This window comes from Thermosynechococcus sp. QKsg1 (genome assembly GCF_031586415.1).
Classification (GTDB): Bacteria; Cyanobacteriota; Cyanobacteriia; order Thermosynechococcales; family Thermosynechococcaceae; genus Thermosynechococcus.
Genome location: NZ_CP134200.1, coordinates 811053 through 823911, shown reverse-complemented (window position 1 = coordinate 823911; position 12859 = coordinate 811053). Strand labels below are relative to the sequence as shown.

Annotated in this window: 16 protein-coding genes; 7 read left to right on the top strand and 9 right to left on the bottom strand. The window is 54.5% G+C overall.

The features are described from left to right. Nucleotides 1-230: 230 nt before the first annotated feature. Nucleotides 231-701, top strand: coding sequence for a hypothetical protein (locus RHP47_RS04180; protein ID WP_149818455.1), 471 nt, complete (start codon nucleotides 231-233; stop codon nucleotides 699-701). Here RHP47_RS04180 and ribD read toward each other — a convergent pair. Together ribD and RHP47_RS04170 are read right to left on the bottom strand one after the other, a co-directional pair. Beyond that, nucleotides 673-1812: a bifunctional diaminohydroxyphosphoribosylaminopyrimidine deaminase/5-amino-6-(5-phosphoribosylamino)uracil reductase RibD gene (gene ribD / locus RHP47_RS04175; protein ID WP_310841112.1), complete on the bottom strand. Its 1140-nt coding sequence runs from the start codon at nucleotides 1810-1812 to the stop codon at nucleotides 673-675. The two genes, RHP47_RS04180 and ribD, sit on opposite strands and share 29 nt — an antisense overlap. Before the next feature lie 9 nt (nucleotides 1813-1821). Beyond that, nucleotides 1822-2136, bottom strand: coding sequence for a DUF6679 family protein (locus RHP47_RS04170; protein WP_024125163.1), 315 nt, complete (start codon nucleotides 2134-2136; stop codon nucleotides 1822-1824). 290 nt (nucleotides 2137-2426) lie between these two features. Here RHP47_RS04170 and dnaK point away from each other — a divergent pair, with 290 nt between their 5' ends. From dnaK to RHP47_RS04150, 4 genes are read left to right on the top strand one after another with little or no spacing between them, the layout of a single operon-like run. Next, nucleotides 2427-4451 (top strand): molecular chaperone DnaK, encoded by a 2025-nt coding sequence (gene dnaK / locus RHP47_RS04165; protein ID WP_310841110.1) that lies wholly within the window; start codon nucleotides 2427-2429, stop codon nucleotides 4449-4451. 49 nt (nucleotides 4452-4500) lie between these two features. Next, nucleotides 4501-5481, top strand: coding sequence for a DnaJ C-terminal domain-containing protein (locus tag RHP47_RS04160; protein WP_149818449.1), 981 nt, complete (start codon nucleotides 4501-4503; stop codon nucleotides 5479-5481). Nucleotides 5482-5484: 3 nt separating this feature from the next. Beyond that, nucleotides 5485-6570, top strand: coding sequence for an acyl-CoA dehydrogenase family protein (locus RHP47_RS04155; protein ID WP_149818447.1), 1086 nt, complete (start codon nucleotides 5485-5487; stop codon nucleotides 6568-6570). Between the two features lie 46 nt (nucleotides 6571-6616). Then, complete coding sequence (locus RHP47_RS04150; RefSeq protein WP_255451731.1) at nucleotides 6617-7129, top strand: DNA-3-methyladenine glycosylase; 513 nt, start codon at nucleotides 6617-6619, stop codon at nucleotides 7127-7129. Here the strand turns inward: RHP47_RS04150 and RHP47_RS04145 are convergent. Beyond that, the gene (locus tag RHP47_RS04145; protein WP_149818445.1) at nucleotides 7120-8811 is read right to left on the bottom strand and encodes a SulP family inorganic anion transporter; all 1692 of its coding nucleotides are present in this window, start codon (nucleotides 8809-8811) and stop codon (nucleotides 7120-7122) included. The genes RHP47_RS04150 and RHP47_RS04145 overlap by 10 nt on opposite strands. Nucleotides 8812-9095: 284 nt before the next feature. On the opposite strand from RHP47_RS04145, the gene RHP47_RS04140 reads away from it, so the two are divergent. Beyond that, nucleotides 9096-9395 carry a DUF6825 family protein gene (locus tag RHP47_RS04140; protein ID WP_206199745.1) on the top strand — a complete coding sequence of 100 codons (300 nt, stop codon included), beginning with the start codon at nucleotides 9096-9098 and terminating at the stop codon, nucleotides 9393-9395. On the opposite strand, the gene RHP47_RS04135 is transcribed toward RHP47_RS04140, so the two are convergent. The 3 genes from RHP47_RS04135 to RHP47_RS04125 are packed head-to-tail and all read right to left on the bottom strand — an operon-like array spanning nucleotide 9392 to nucleotide 11107. After that, on the bottom strand, nucleotides 9392-10147 hold the full coding sequence (locus RHP47_RS04135) for a DUF429 domain-containing protein (protein ID WP_310841107.1): 756 nt from the start codon (nucleotides 10145-10147) through the stop codon (nucleotides 9392-9394). The two genes, RHP47_RS04140 and RHP47_RS04135, sit on opposite strands and share 4 nt — an antisense overlap. Continuing rightward, entirely contained in the window at nucleotides 10128-10892 is a 765-nt protein-coding gene (locus RHP47_RS04130; protein ID WP_286626722.1) for an EI24 domain-containing protein, read from the bottom strand. Before RHP47_RS04130 ends, RHP47_RS04135 begins: the two co-directional genes overlap by 20 nt. A gap of 38 nt (nucleotides 10893-10930) precedes the next feature. Next, complete coding sequence (locus RHP47_RS04125; protein ID WP_190278217.1) at nucleotides 10931-11107, bottom strand: hypothetical protein; 177 nt, start codon at nucleotides 11105-11107, stop codon at nucleotides 10931-10933. Between the two features lie 204 nt (nucleotides 11108-11311). On the opposite strand from RHP47_RS04125, the gene RHP47_RS04120 reads away from it, so the two are divergent. Further along, a complete protein-coding gene (locus RHP47_RS04120; RefSeq protein ID WP_190278216.1) occupies nucleotides 11312-11743 on the top strand; it encodes an NfeD family protein in 432 nt (143 codons plus the stop codon). Here RHP47_RS04120 and RHP47_RS04115 read toward each other — a convergent pair. From RHP47_RS04115 to RHP47_RS04105, 3 genes are read right to left on the bottom strand one after another with little or no spacing between them, the layout of a single operon-like run. Continuing rightward, nucleotides 11730-12140, bottom strand: a complete 411-nt coding sequence (locus RHP47_RS04115) for a ferredoxin (protein WP_286626721.1) — start codon at nucleotides 12138-12140, stop codon at nucleotides 11730-11732. The two genes, RHP47_RS04120 and RHP47_RS04115, sit on opposite strands and share 14 nt — an antisense overlap. A gap of 24 nt (nucleotides 12141-12164) precedes the next feature. Continuing rightward, nucleotides 12165-12551 (bottom strand): DUF1257 domain-containing protein, encoded by a 387-nt coding sequence (locus RHP47_RS04110; protein WP_149818434.1) that lies wholly within the window; start codon nucleotides 12549-12551, stop codon nucleotides 12165-12167. 20 nt (nucleotides 12552-12571) lie between these two features. Continuing rightward, the gene (locus RHP47_RS04105) at nucleotides 12572-12781 is read right to left on the bottom strand and encodes a DUF2997 domain-containing protein (protein WP_190278215.1); all 210 of its coding nucleotides are present in this window, start codon (nucleotides 12779-12781) and stop codon (nucleotides 12572-12574) included. Nucleotides 12782-12859 lie beyond the last annotated feature (78 nt).

The window sequence follows — 12859 nt, the reverse complement described above, 5'->3', positions numbered from 1 at the left end:
AGTTAGCTAATCAGTGTGTATAGTTTTTTTTAATAATGTAAGTCAGCTGACAGCCTTCTCATCGTTGGTCGTTACACCAAAATTGTCCTAGTAACACTTGTGCCAAATTGCGCCAAAAGTGGCACATATTCATCTTCACTCTCAGGAGCGATCGGAGCAAGCTTGCTTGGTAAAATAAACCAGTTTGTAACGATTTTTGGCGATCGCCTTTTTGACGGAGCTTTGTCCCCATGACTTACCACAAGCTGTGGTTTCAACAAACAGCAAGCCACCTCAAAGTCTTGCGTCCTTTTCCCCCCTTTAGTGTTGTCCAAAACTTTATTCGCGAATATCTTCCCAACCTCATTGACTATATGGATGGCCAAGGATTGGATCTGCGGGATCCACAGCACTGGTGGGAGAGTATCCACATTGACGGCATTTTGGAATTAGAAAATAGCGAAGGGGAAACCCTGCGGGTGGCGGCTGGGATTATTGAGCAGTGGCGCAATGCCAACGCTGCGCTGCGCCTGATTACAACCCCGGCAATGGCCAAGCTGCGGCGCGAGTCCCTCAATGTCAGCCAGCATTGGCTTTTTTATGTCTCTAGTCGCAAGCCCTACCCGGAGTCGCTGTGGATTGATTTGCTCTATGAGCAGGCGGATACGCCCCCCACAGAAACGGGCTGTACCATTATTGAAGTGACGGAACCCGAGGCCTAGGCGGTAGGTAGCCCACTAGGAGAATGTCCTCGCCCACGGTTTGCCAAGTCACGTCCTCGAGGCACAAGGCCTCATTCATCTTGGTTAAGCCGAGATCGGCCACTGGGGCGGGGGCAGCAGAGCCACCAATAATCTTTGGCGCAATAAATGCCCACACTTTCTGTACCATGCCTTCGGCGATCGCTGCCGCTGCAAGGGAACCGCCGCACTCCCAAAGCACCGTCATAATGCCCCGTTGATGCAGCTCTGCCATAACGGTGGTCGGTGTTAGCGGCTCTCGGTGCACCACCTCCACGCCCTGTGCCTGCAATTGGGGAATCAGGGGATGTTGGGGGGAAGCAGCGGTAACCACCAATGTTGGAGCCGTGGCCGTTTCCCACAAAGAGGCATTCGGCGGTAGATCAAGGGTACGACTCATCACCACCCGTAGGGGGTTGCGCTCATGGCGCGAGGTCAAAAGGGGATTATCCAGACGCACGGTATTGCCCCCCACAATCACAGCATCGCATTCAGAGCGCAGTTGATGCACCATGGTTCGTGCGGCTTCACCACTTACCCAGAGACTGTGGCCGGCACTGGAGGCAATTTTGCCATCGAGGGTCATGGCGTACTTGAAAATGCCAAAGGGACGCTGATAGCGCACCCGATGCACAAACGCTTCGTTCAGGCGTTGACACTCTGCTTCCCGCACGCCGACGGTGACTTCTATGCCTGCTGAGCGCAGCCGTTCTACCCCCGCCCCCGCTACTTGGGGATTCGGATCAATCATGCCCACCACCACCCTGGGAATACCCGCCGCTATAATCGCCTCGGTACAGGGGGGCGTGCGGCCATAGTGGTTGCAGGGTTCAAGATTGACGTAGAGGGTGGCCTTGCTGAGGAGGGGGCGATCGCTCTCGCTGACGCTGCGCAGGGCAAACACCTCGGCATGGGGTTCCCCTGCCTTGGGATGAAACCCCTCCCCAATCACCCGTCCCTCCGCCACAATCACACAGCCCACGAGGGGATTCGGAGCCGTACAGCCTTTGGCACGAGCGGCTAACTCAAGGCAGCGCCCCATGTACTGGGCATCAATCGTGGCTATCTCCTCCACAACGGGGGCTGAGCGCATGGGTAAGAATCAACGCTCGTGTTCGGTTTCCGAGGAATGCTTCGGCAGTTGCTCCGCCTCTGGACACTCATCCGCAATGGGTAACTCCGCATAACCCCGCGGAACTGCTGCGAGCCGCCGTGAAATCGAGCCAATGCTTTCGATATTGACGATCTCTTCCCAAGCACACACTTCGTCGTCTTCCTCCGTTTCGTAGCGGATGGTAACAACATTCCCTTCGATGTCTACAATGCGTGCCCGGTCAATTAGGCGCTGTTGATCCCGCAAGTAAATCCAGACTTCTTGGCCGTCGGTATAGAGTTGATAAAGCTTGCGGTGTAGCATAGAACGGTCTCCTTCTCGGAATTGGGCGTAGCAACAGTTGATAAGCTGTGCTGCAACCTCTTGCCTGTCATCTTACCGCTAGACTTCAAAAGATGAGCAGCGGTGAATGGGAGGTGTGGGGACTGAGGTTGTTCATATCGTTGTAGCGATCGCGCAGCACAGGGGAAAGAGTGATTCTCTGACGGTCTGGGGCAGATCTCGTACAATCGAATAAGCGTAACGAAGGGTAAATAATCCGTTACTATAACGCTATTCATTTATTCTAACCAGTGCGGAGTCGTTCAAACGGCATGGGCAAAATTGTTGGCATTGATTTGGGGACAACCAATTCCGTCATTGCTGTGTTGGAAGGGGGAAAACCCGTTGTGATTGCCAATGCAGAAGGCTCCCGCACCACCCCCTCTGTGGTGGCCTTTGGCAAAGATGGCGAGCGCCTTGTGGGTCAGTTGGCGCGGCGACAGGCGGTGCTCAATCCCCAAAACACCTTCTATGCCGTGAAGCGGTTTATTGGCCGCGAATACAGTGAACTGACGGCTGAATCCAAGCGGGTACCCTATACGATTCGCCGCGATGAATCGGGTAAAGTGCGCATCAAGTGCCCACGCTTGCAACGGGAATTTGCCCCCGAAGAAATTTCAGCCATGGTCTTGCGCAAGCTGGTGGAGGATGCCAGCCGCTATCTAGGGGAACCCGTCACCGATGCGGTGATTACTGTCCCCGCCTACTTTAATGATTCACAGCGGCAAGCCACCCGTGATGCTGGGCGGATTGCGGGTCTGAATGTGCGGCGGATTATTAATGAACCGACGGCAGCAGCCCTTGCCTATGGCCTCGATCGCCAGAAGGAGCAGACGATTCTCGTTTTTGACCTTGGCGGTGGCACCTTTGATGTCTCCATTCTCGATGTTGGCGATGGCGTGTTTGAGGTGAAGGCCACCAGCGGCGATACCCAACTGGGGGGCAATGACTTTGATAAGTTGATTGTGGACTGGCTAGCCGAAGACTTCCTCGCCAAAGAGGGCATTGATTTACGGCGCGATCGCCAGTCGCTACAACGGCTCACCGATGCTGCCGAAAAAGCCAAAATTGAACTTTCAGGCTTACTGGAAACCAATATCGATCTGCCCTTTGTCACCGCCACAGCGGATGGGCCAAAACACATTGAAACCACCCTCAGTCGTCGCCAATTTGAAGACCTGAGCCAAGACCTGCTGCAACGGCTGCGCTATCCGGTCGAACAGGCACTGATGGATGCCCATTTAACCCCCGCTCAAATTGATGCCGTGGTGCTGGTGGGTGGTGCGACGCGGATGCCCATGGTGCAGGATCTGGTGCGGCAGATGATTGGCCGTGAACCCAACCAAAATGTCAACCCCGATGAGGTGGTGGCTGTTGGTGCCGCCATTCAAGCAGGCATTCTCGCCGGGGATATGAAGGATATCCTGCTGCTGGATGTAACCCCCCTTTCCTTAGGGGTGGAAACCATTGGCGGCGTCACGAAGGTGCTGATTCCCCGCAATACAACGATTCCGGTGCGCCGCTCCGATATTTTCTCAACCTCAGAAAATAACCAAAGCCAAGTGGAAATCCACGTCGTTCAAGGGGAGCGGGAACTAGCAGAACACAATAAGTCCTTGGGACGCTTTAAGTTAACGGGAATTCCGCCAGCGCCTCGGGGGGTGCCCCAAATTCAAGTGTCCTTTGACTTGGATGCCAATGGCCTGCTCCAAGTGGTGGCCTTGGATCGCTTTAGCGGTCGTGAGCAAAGTGTGGTGATTCAGGGGGCATCAACCCTGAGTGAAGAGGAAATTCAGCAGATGCTCTTGGATGCGGAGTCCAATGCAGCGGGCGATCGCCAGCGGCGGGCACGCATTGAGAAGCGCAACCGTGCCCAAGATTTGATTCACCGCGCTGAACGTCAATTGCGGGAAGCGGCTCAAGAATTTGGCTATCAATTTGCCGCTGATCAGCGCCGGAGTATTGAGGCCCTGGTGCGGCAATTGCAGGAGGCCATTCGCAATGAGGACGATCGCCAGATTGACCTCACCTATGCGGCTCTTGAAGAGCGGCTCTACGACTTTGTCCGCCAACTGCGCCTCAGCGAAGAGGAATTGGAAGACGATGAGGATCTCTTTAAGCTGCCCAACCTCAAGGAAGCAGTCAATAAAGGCCTTGATGCGGTGCGGGGTCGAGAGCGGCGGCGTGACGATTATGAGGATGAGTGGGATGAGCCACCCCGGACGCGGCGTTCTCGGGGGTATTCCCAGCGCAGTGATTCAGCCGCATGGGAGGATTGGGATGACGACGACTGGTAGAGCTTGTTTGCATTGTTTGCCGCAACTGTGAGTGTAGATAGGACTGTCGATGCGTAATTTTCGAGATTACTACCAGCTTTTGGGCGTGGATCGAGGTGCGAGCACTGAGGAAATTAAACGTGCCTATCGGCGGCTGGCGCGGCGGTATCATCCCGATATGAATCCGGGCGATCGCGCTGCTGAAGAGAAGTTCAAAGACATTAGTGAAGCTTACCAAGTCCTAAGTGATCCGGCTCGCCGTGAGCAATACGATCGCTACGGTGAATATTGGTCACAGCCCGGCTTTCGCACTCGCCCTTCCCAACGTACCACTATGGCTCGGCGCAATGGCACCAGTGTCAGGGAAGAACCCGACCTCAGTGAAGATAATTTTCAAGAGTTTTTGGATCAACTGTTGGGTCGGCGATCGCCCCGCACCTCTACGGTTGCTGCGGATCCCCCCCGTCGCTCGCCTACGATAGAGACAGACTACTTTCGCCCCGGCACCGTCAAAACCGCCTATACCGCTGTGAGTCGTCGCGACGCTGAAGCCACCCTAGAAATCCCCCTCGAGAAGGCCTACGAAGGGGGACGGGAGCGGATTCGCCTTGGGGATGGGCGCTCCTTAGAAGTGACGCTGCCAGCGGGGATGGTTACGGGTCAGCGGATTCGGCTGCGGGGTCAAGGTACGGGTGGAGGTGATCTCTATCTGAAAATTCAAGTGACGCCCCATCCCCTCTTTCGCCTTGAGGACTACGACATTGTCTGTGAACTCCCCGTGACCCCCAGTGAGGCTGCCCTCGGCGGCCAAATTGAAGCCCCGACCCTCGATGGTTGGGTGAAAATGATGGTGCCAGCAGGCGTACGCACAGGCCAACGTTTGCGACTGGCGGGTAAGGGCTATCCTCGCCCCGATGGCGATCGCGGTGACCAACTGGTGGAGATTGTCATTACACTGCCGCCCCAACTGAGTGATGCTGAACGCGATCTCTACCGGCAACTTCAGGCCATTGAGTCCTACAACCCCCGTGCCCATCTGGCGTACTCCTAAACTATGGATGCCTTGGTCTTTGCTGACCCCGCAGCGCAGCCTCTCCTAGAGGACATTCAGACCTACCTCAGTACCGTTGTTGCGCCAATTGCCAACCGCATTGATCAGCAAAAGTCCCTTTTATCGGAAAGTCTGCAAGCCCTAGGAAATTTGGGCATTTTTCGTTTGGCGGTACCCAAGGCAATGGGGGGATTGGGGTGCGATCGCCGCACGCTGTGGCATTTGAGCTTACAACTAGCGCAAACCTCCGGTGCCCTTGCCTTTTTGGTGGCACAACATCAATCCGCCTTGGGGATGATTCTCGAACATCCTGAAGGGAACGTTGCCCAAACCTACCTAGCGGACTTAATGAAGGGGCAGATGTTGATTGGTGTCAGCTTTTCCCACTTACGCCACAACCCAGTGGATCTACAAGCTCAACCCACCAGTGGGGGCTACCTCCTGCAGGGCACGCTGCCTTGGCTCAGTGGCTTTCAGCACATGACGATGTTTATCGCCGCAGCTCCCCTACCGGATCAGCGTATTCTCTTTGCCCTCATGCCCTTTATCAATGCCCAACAGGCTGGCGGTGGCATTTTGCACCTCTCATTGCCCTTACCTCTAGCGGCTGTGCCCTCAACTCAAACGGTGCAAGCAGAAGTGGTGGATTGGTTAGTCCCGCCGGAAGATGTGGTGGGTATCAGTGAGGCGGATTGGATGGCCCTCCGCGATCGCCAGCAATTGCTGCGGGGCAGTGCCGCCCCCATGGGTTGTGCCCGTGCCAGTTTGCAGATTCTCGCCGAGAGTACCGACGCCAAAGACCTCTATCACCACTTTCGCGATCGCTGGCACCGCCTTTACGACCAGATTCAAGAAGAGCTAGAGAACCTGAATCCCCCCCACCATGCACAACTGCGCGCCGCAGCCATTCACCTTGCCGTCCAAGCGGCTCAGGCTGCCCTGATGACGACGGGTGGCAGTGCCTTGATGCTCAGTCACACGGTGCAGCGTCTCTATCGCGAAGCCATGCTCTACACCGTCTCTGGCTTGAATGCCCCCGTGCGCCATGCCTTGATGGAGGATTTGTTGCTTGAAAAGGGTTCCCATTGAGCGAGATCAGTGTCTGCCCCTTGAGTGGTTGGCTCGCCCTGCCCCAGTGGTTGCCCAAGAATTACTGGGGTGTCTTCTCGTGCGACAGCAGGCCAATGGTCAACTCTACCGCGGCCGTATTGTTGAAACTGAAGCCTATATGGCCGGCGACCCCGCGTGTCATGGCTACCGTCGCCAAACGGCTCGCAACGCCCCGATGTTTGCAGCACCGGGGACAATCTATGTCTATCAAATCTATGGCATTCACCACTGCCTGAATATCGCCAGCGATCGCCCCAATTTTGCCAGTGCTGTTCTCATCCGTGCCCTTGAGATGCTCAGTCCGCCCTTGCCCCCCCGCAGTGCCGCTGGTCCGGGGAAACTGTGCCAAGTCTTGGGGATCGATCGCCAGCTTTCGGGCTTGATGCTAGGGAAAGAGAGCGGCCTCTGGTTAGAAAAGCCGCCCCAACCCCTGACAGCCCCTGTGGTACAAACCACTCGCATTGGTATTTCCCAAGGTCAGGAGATTCCGTGGCGCTGGTATGTGCAGGGCAACCCGGCGGTCTCGCGTTATTCGTAGCTGCCCGTTGTCACCTCCAGCAATTCCTCCGGTTGGTGGAGAAACTGAATGGCCTTTTCGAGGGCGTCTCGGCGATCGCTCACCACATGGTCTGCCGGCAACCGATCCAAAATACGGAAGCGTTGCAGCCGCTGTTGCACCTTATCCGCCGAACCATTCACGAGAAAAATTGCTAAACGATGCTTTTGTGCCTCCTGGATGAGTGACTCAATGGCCAAGGTTGCCGTTACCCCCAACAGGGGCACACTGCTGACATCCAGAATCAGCACCTTATAGTCCGACATGATCGCCTGCCGCTGGGAAATTGCCCAAGCGGAGCCAAAACTCATCGGACCCCCAAGGTGGAGGAGCAACAGTTGACCCTTGGCTTCGCGGAAGAGTTCTTTTTCCTCGGGGGTGAGGGGCGTTTGATCATCGGCGTGGGTAATCGCCTTCACATCCTCCGATTGCAGATCCGCCAAGCGCTTGATCGTCAGCATATTGGCAATAAAGACACCAACACCCACCGCCACAATCAAATCCACAAAGACCGTCAGCAGCATCACGCCATACATAATGAAGGCCGCCCGCAGGGACAAGAGGTGGGCACGTTTGAGAAAATTCCAGTCAATGATGTCAATCCCCACCTTGATCAGAATCCCCGCCAACACTGCATTGGGAATCGGTTCCGTCAAAGGCGCCGCCCACAGCACCACCATCAGTAGAATGACAGCGTGGATCATGCCCGATAAGCAGGTGCGTCCCCCCGCTTGAATATTTACCACTGTGCCCATCGTGGCACCGGCACCGGGCAGACCACCAAATAAGCCGGACAGTAGGTTACCAATACCTTGGCCAATCAGTTCCTTATCGGAATCGTGCTGGGTGCGGGTAATGCTATCGGCAATCACCGAGGTCAGGAGCGAATCAATACAGCCGAGCATCCCCAGCATTGCCCCGTCCACAATCATCGTTTTCAGCGCAGGCAGTGTAAACGTCGGCGGCACAAACGCTGGCAGCCCCGTGGGAATCGTGCCAATGCGGGTCAAACCGGCATCCCCAAAAAACACCATTGACAAAATCGTGCCTAAAACCAAGGCGAGAAGCTGTGGCGGCACAATTCGCCGAATTTTCTGGGGCGTGAAATAAATGAGTCCGAGGGTGAACAAGCCCAAAGTAAGGGCAGCCGAGTTCAGGGTTTGAATCCACTCTGGCAAGTGTTGCACTGCCCCCAAGACCCCCCCTTTACTGCTGTGCCCCAACAGGGGACCAATTTGCAGCAGGATCATGATCAGGCCAATCCCCGACATAAAGCCAGAAATCACGGTGTAGGGCATAAGGGTGATGTATTTACCCAACCGCAACAGACCAAAGAGGATTTGAAAACCGCCCGCCAGCATTACCACCGTAAAAGCCATGTATAACCCCTGTTCGGGATATTCACTGGTCAGGCGGGTGATCACTGCCGTCATCACGACGGTCATCGGCCCTGTCGGATTGGAAATGAGTGTTGGTGTGCCCCCAAAGAGAGCCGCAAAAAAGCCAAGAAAGACGACGCAGTACAGTCCCGCCGTTGCACCAGCCCCAGAGGTGACCCCAAAGGCCAAGGCCATCGGCAAGGCGACAATGGCGGCAGTCAGCCCACCAAAGAGATCGCCGCGCCAATCGCGAAAGTGAACTCGATTAACTAAATTTGTTAGCATTTCTGCCCCTTTTGGCGAATCTAGAGAGGGTGTCATAGCGAAATCGCTGTTAAGAGCACTCCCTATGGGAGCATCCTCATAACTTGTAGCTATGGTAAGAAAATATTTAATTGATATAATTCTATGCTTTAGCGGAGACAATTGGTCTAGGGAGAACGTCAAAGAATTTCTTATCTGTTCTATAGGAAAAAGCTGGAGAAGGGGGAGAGAGCGAGATCTGTTTACTGTAAAACTTTGTTACACTCGTGGATTGAGAGACACAACTGATGAGGAATACAGCTCCTATGAGTCAATCGCCGCTGGATGCCTTCTTCCTTGGTCGGGCAACCGCAACGCTCCTGCGTGATCAGGCGCAGCATCTATTTGTAGAATTCCTGAGTCAACTGGGGCGATTTGATGCCGAACAGCAGCAGCGGCTCCATCAATTCATGGAAGAGGTGCAAGCTCGTGCCCGTCAAGAGGCAGAAATGGTGGTGCCTCGGCGTAGCCAACAAGTGGATTGGCAAGCCCTCATTGATGATTTGCGGGCGGAAATTGCTGCTCTACGCACGGAACTGCAACGCTACCGCAATCGCGAAAGCTAGCGACGGGGAACAACAATATAGCCAGTTTTTAAGTAGGCATCGGTTGATGCTGGCTCTGGGGAAAAAGACTCACCACCCAAAACCCAGTGGCGATCGCGCCCCCAATACCACCAATAGGCTGCCGTATAGGCACAGAGAACGGCATCGAGTTGATCTTCAAGAGCCTTGAGGTCTCGCCCGTTGCTGGGGATTTCGATAGTTAGTTCTAGTGCTAAGGGTGGCTCACAGTGGGGAAGCTGGGTGGCCATTAAATCCCTAAGCTTGGCTAACCCTTTGGCTCGTTCTGCAAGGCGGCCTTTTTTGTATTTAATGATTTGGTCAAGCTGAAAGAGGGCGATCGCCGTGGCATGGGGGAAGACTTCAATTTGAAATCGCCCGTGTGCTTGGGGGGCGATCGTAGGCGCATGGCGAAACCCCCGTTGGCTAAGGGCTTGACTAAAACCCGTGGTGTGCTGCGCAAAGGGGGACTGCTGATTCGCAGGATAGCAGCCGGCATGATACCGCCCAAGGACTTGATGGGCTTGGCGATCGCAGGTACGCATTCCCCGCGAATTGGGAATAATTAGGGGGGCATCCACCGCCACCATGGCTGCTTGCGCAGAGGGTGCATCGCGATCAATCCATGCCAAAAGTTCATCCGTATCACGGGAGCGAGCCAGACACACTATCTCTAGATGCTGAGCCTGCCACTGCAAACAGCAGTACCCTGATGCCCCCCCTTTCCAAGCCAGATCAACGCCGAGAAACCGCATTCGCTGCCATCAACTGTTGTTGCGGTGGATGATCTTGAATCAGTAAAGCAGCAGCCACAACTCCCACGGGTGGTACGAGCACCAAACCGACGAAGGGGATCAGCAGCCCCAAAAACTGCGCCAAACCAAGGCCATAGATTTGGGGCGTATAGGCACGGGTCAAGAGCTTGCGCTCTCTCAAAGAGGTGCTGTGTTTTTCAAGGAGGTAATCAAAGCTGCCTCGCCCTAGGAAGAAACTGTTGACGATCGCCATCACGATAGGTTGCAGCGGCCCCGTTAGAAATGAAAGTAGCAGGAAGATCACCTGCAACACTGCATCCCGCAGCGCAAACCAACCACCGATAATGGCGTTCAATAGATCGCGCCGCCACCCCACCTCAATCGTTTGTCCCGTGGTAATTTTTTCAACACGGTTGAGCAGTGGACCAAGGAAAGGAATCACCACAAGGGGAATCAGCGTTTGATAGCCAATTAGGGCCAAAAAGACAGCAATGAGGGTTGCCAAAATATCAATGAACCCTTGGTAGAGCCACTGCCATTCCCCACCCACAAACCAATCATCACCAATGACTTGAACAGCCCAGAAAGCAGCAATGATAAGCGTTACCCCCAGAACGAGGCTCAAGCAGGCAGGTAACAATAGATAGCCCCAAAGACGATAACGGGCGATAAAAAAAAGACCACGACCAAAGGCAAAGAAACCCGCCTGAAACCGCTGTCCTGCTGACCAAAGCTGCTTGATCACTCAATTGTTCTTCTAGAAGCCCCTAGGAAAATCCTAGCCTATCCACGGCGGGGCGGTGTTCCTTCATCATCCGGCGGCGGCGCATCGGCAACAAAATCAGGGGTATTGACCTGTTCAGCACGGGAAACTGGCGTTGCTGTCGGTCGCCATAGCCAACTGGTCAACAGTCCAAGGGTGAGAAGTCCCACCAGGAGGGGAATGAATAGATCCGTCATCGTTGTTCGCCTCATTGAAGTCATTATTGTACAGAATCGGAGGAATCTCTCTTGAGTGCTGGCTCTCTTGACGCAGTGGGACTCTTGTAAGTTCCAGTGCAACTCTTTCGCAAGAATTGAACACACTCAAAACGGTTAAACCTGCTCGCTGTAGCCGCAGAGTTTGAGCTATCGTTGAAGTGGCTGCCTTGGGTGATAAGAGCAATGCCCCTGTCTCCCTTTTGGATTTGGTTAATTGTTGCCATCATTCTTTTTGTGATGGAGCTTGTTTTGCCGACGGCTTTTATGGAAGCCACTCTCGGCCTCAGCGCCCTGATTGTTGCCTTTCTCTCGTTTCTGATTCCCAGCTTTTCAATACAGATTCTCCTCTGGATGGTGCTCTCTGTTGTGGTGGTCTTTCTCCTGCGGCGGTATCAACCAAAGCGAGTTCCCCCCGTACTCAAGGAAGCCGCCGAGGCGGAAACACTTACGAAAATCCCCGCTGGCGAGACGGGGCGAGTGCTGTACGAAGGGATCTCTTGGCAAGCTCGCTGTGATGATCCCCGCTTGGCCATTCCCGAGCATCAGCGGGTGATTATCATTGGCCGTCAGGGAACGACGCTGATTGTGATGCCCGAGGATGCTATTCAGTCCTAGGGGGCGATCGCCGTTTCTTGCGGTGCGTGGTGGCTGGATCAATGGGAAAACCGGCAAGGGGAACCACCTGCTCAAGGCGTTCTTTCTCAAGCCGTTTTAATTCCGTGTAATCTACCCAGTGGATACAGTCAACGGGACAGGTATCAATGGCTTCTTGAATCAGTTCGAGGGGGTCACCATCTTGGCGTACAACCCGCGATCGCCCGTAGTTCGGCTCAATGTAGAAAGTATTACGAGCCACATGGGCACAGTGTTTGCAGCCAATACAGGTAATTTCATCGACATAGACACCGCGTTGGCGATGGGTTCCTCCGAGTTCAGGTTCGTAGCCGCTGCGAGGTTTACTTTGGCGCAGTTGGCCGCCAAGCTCTGGTTCTAAGCCAAGGGGCTGACCCATCTGCCTATCCATTATTTTGACCGGCTAGGAACGCCAGCGTTGCAATACGAGCTTGACACTCCCATCGGCCTGCTGTTCTGTGGCCTGCACTTGAAAGCCCTGTTCAGTAGCGGATTGCAACACCGCATGGTAGGCATAGCGCTGAGTGACTTTATTCAAGAAGCGATCCACTGACCATGCCTGCTGCCAAAACTCCAAATCCGCCACTAGCTCATACTCAGTGCCATTCCAGCGAAAGCCAATGTCATAGCCATTATCTTGGGGAACAACGACTTGGGCCGTTTGGGTTTGACCGCGAAAGCCGCGCACTTCTTGGCAGCCAGATTGCCATGGTAGGCCCAAGTCCGTTAGGGCAGCCTGTAGGGCGGGTAAACTGCGAATTTGGGTTTTGATTTGGCTGAAGTGCGACATGGATCACCAATCCTCAACGATTACCACTGGGAGGGGACAGATTGAACAACCAATTGATTTTCTTCCTCTTGGGGAGCGTAGTATTCTGCGGTGGGCTGTTGGCTAATGACACACCCGAGTTGCGCTTCAATGGCAGCAGTCACCTCAGCACAGGATGCCCCAGAAATGCCCGTCACTGTTTCAACGACACGGCCATCGGGATAAATCACAAATTCAAGGGTTTCTAGCATTGGCACAACCTACCCACTCGCAGCTATGACTAACCGCTCACGAGGATAAAATTCAAGTCCTAACCTATGGAACTCATT

Excerpts from the sequence above, each read along its gene's own strand:
- RHP47_RS04180 (WP_149818455.1), top strand. The coding sequence starts at position 231 with ATGACTTACCACAAGCTGTGGTTTCAACAAACAGCAAGCCACCTCAAA.
- ribD (WP_310841112.1), bottom strand. The coding sequence starts at position 1,812 with ATGCGCTCAGCCCCCGTTGTGGAGGAGATAGCCACGATTGATGCCCAG.
- RHP47_RS04170 (WP_024125163.1), bottom strand. The coding sequence starts at position 2,136 with ATGCTACACCGCAAGCTTTATCAACTCTATACCGACGGCCAAGAAGTC.
- dnaK (WP_310841110.1), top strand. The coding sequence starts at position 2,427 with ATGGGCAAAATTGTTGGCATTGATTTGGGGACAACCAATTCCGTCATT.
- RHP47_RS04160 (WP_149818449.1), top strand. The coding sequence starts at position 4,501 with ATGCGTAATTTTCGAGATTACTACCAGCTTTTGGGCGTGGATCGAGGT.
- RHP47_RS04155 (WP_149818447.1), top strand. The coding sequence starts at position 5,485 with ATGGATGCCTTGGTCTTTGCTGACCCCGCAGCGCAGCCTCTCCTAGAG.
- RHP47_RS04145 (WP_149818445.1), bottom strand. The coding sequence starts at position 8,811 with ATGCTAACAAATTTAGTTAATCGAGTTCACTTTCGCGATTGGCGCGGC.
- RHP47_RS04140 (WP_206199745.1), top strand. The coding sequence starts at position 9,096 with ATGAGTCAATCGCCGCTGGATGCCTTCTTCCTTGGTCGGGCAACCGCA.
- RHP47_RS04135 (WP_310841107.1), bottom strand. The coding sequence starts at position 10,147 with ATGCGGTTTCTCGGCGTTGATCTGGCTTGGAAAGGGGGGGCATCAGGG.
- RHP47_RS04125 (WP_190278217.1), bottom strand. The coding sequence starts at position 11,107 with ATGACGGATCTATTCATTCCCCTCCTGGTGGGACTTCTCACCCTTGGA.
- RHP47_RS04120 (WP_190278216.1), top strand. The coding sequence starts at position 11,312 with ATGCCCCTGTCTCCCTTTTGGATTTGGTTAATTGTTGCCATCATTCTT.
- RHP47_RS04115 (WP_286626721.1), bottom strand. The coding sequence starts at position 12,140 with ATGGGTCAGCCCCTTGGCTTAGAACCAGAGCTTGGCGGCCAACTGCGC.
- RHP47_RS04110 (WP_149818434.1), bottom strand. The coding sequence starts at position 12,551 with ATGTCGCACTTCAGCCAAATCAAAACCCAAATTCGCAGTTTACCCGCC.
- RHP47_RS04105 (WP_190278215.1), bottom strand. The coding sequence starts at position 12,781 with ATGCTAGAAACCCTTGAATTTGTGATTTATCCCGATGGCCGTGTCGTT.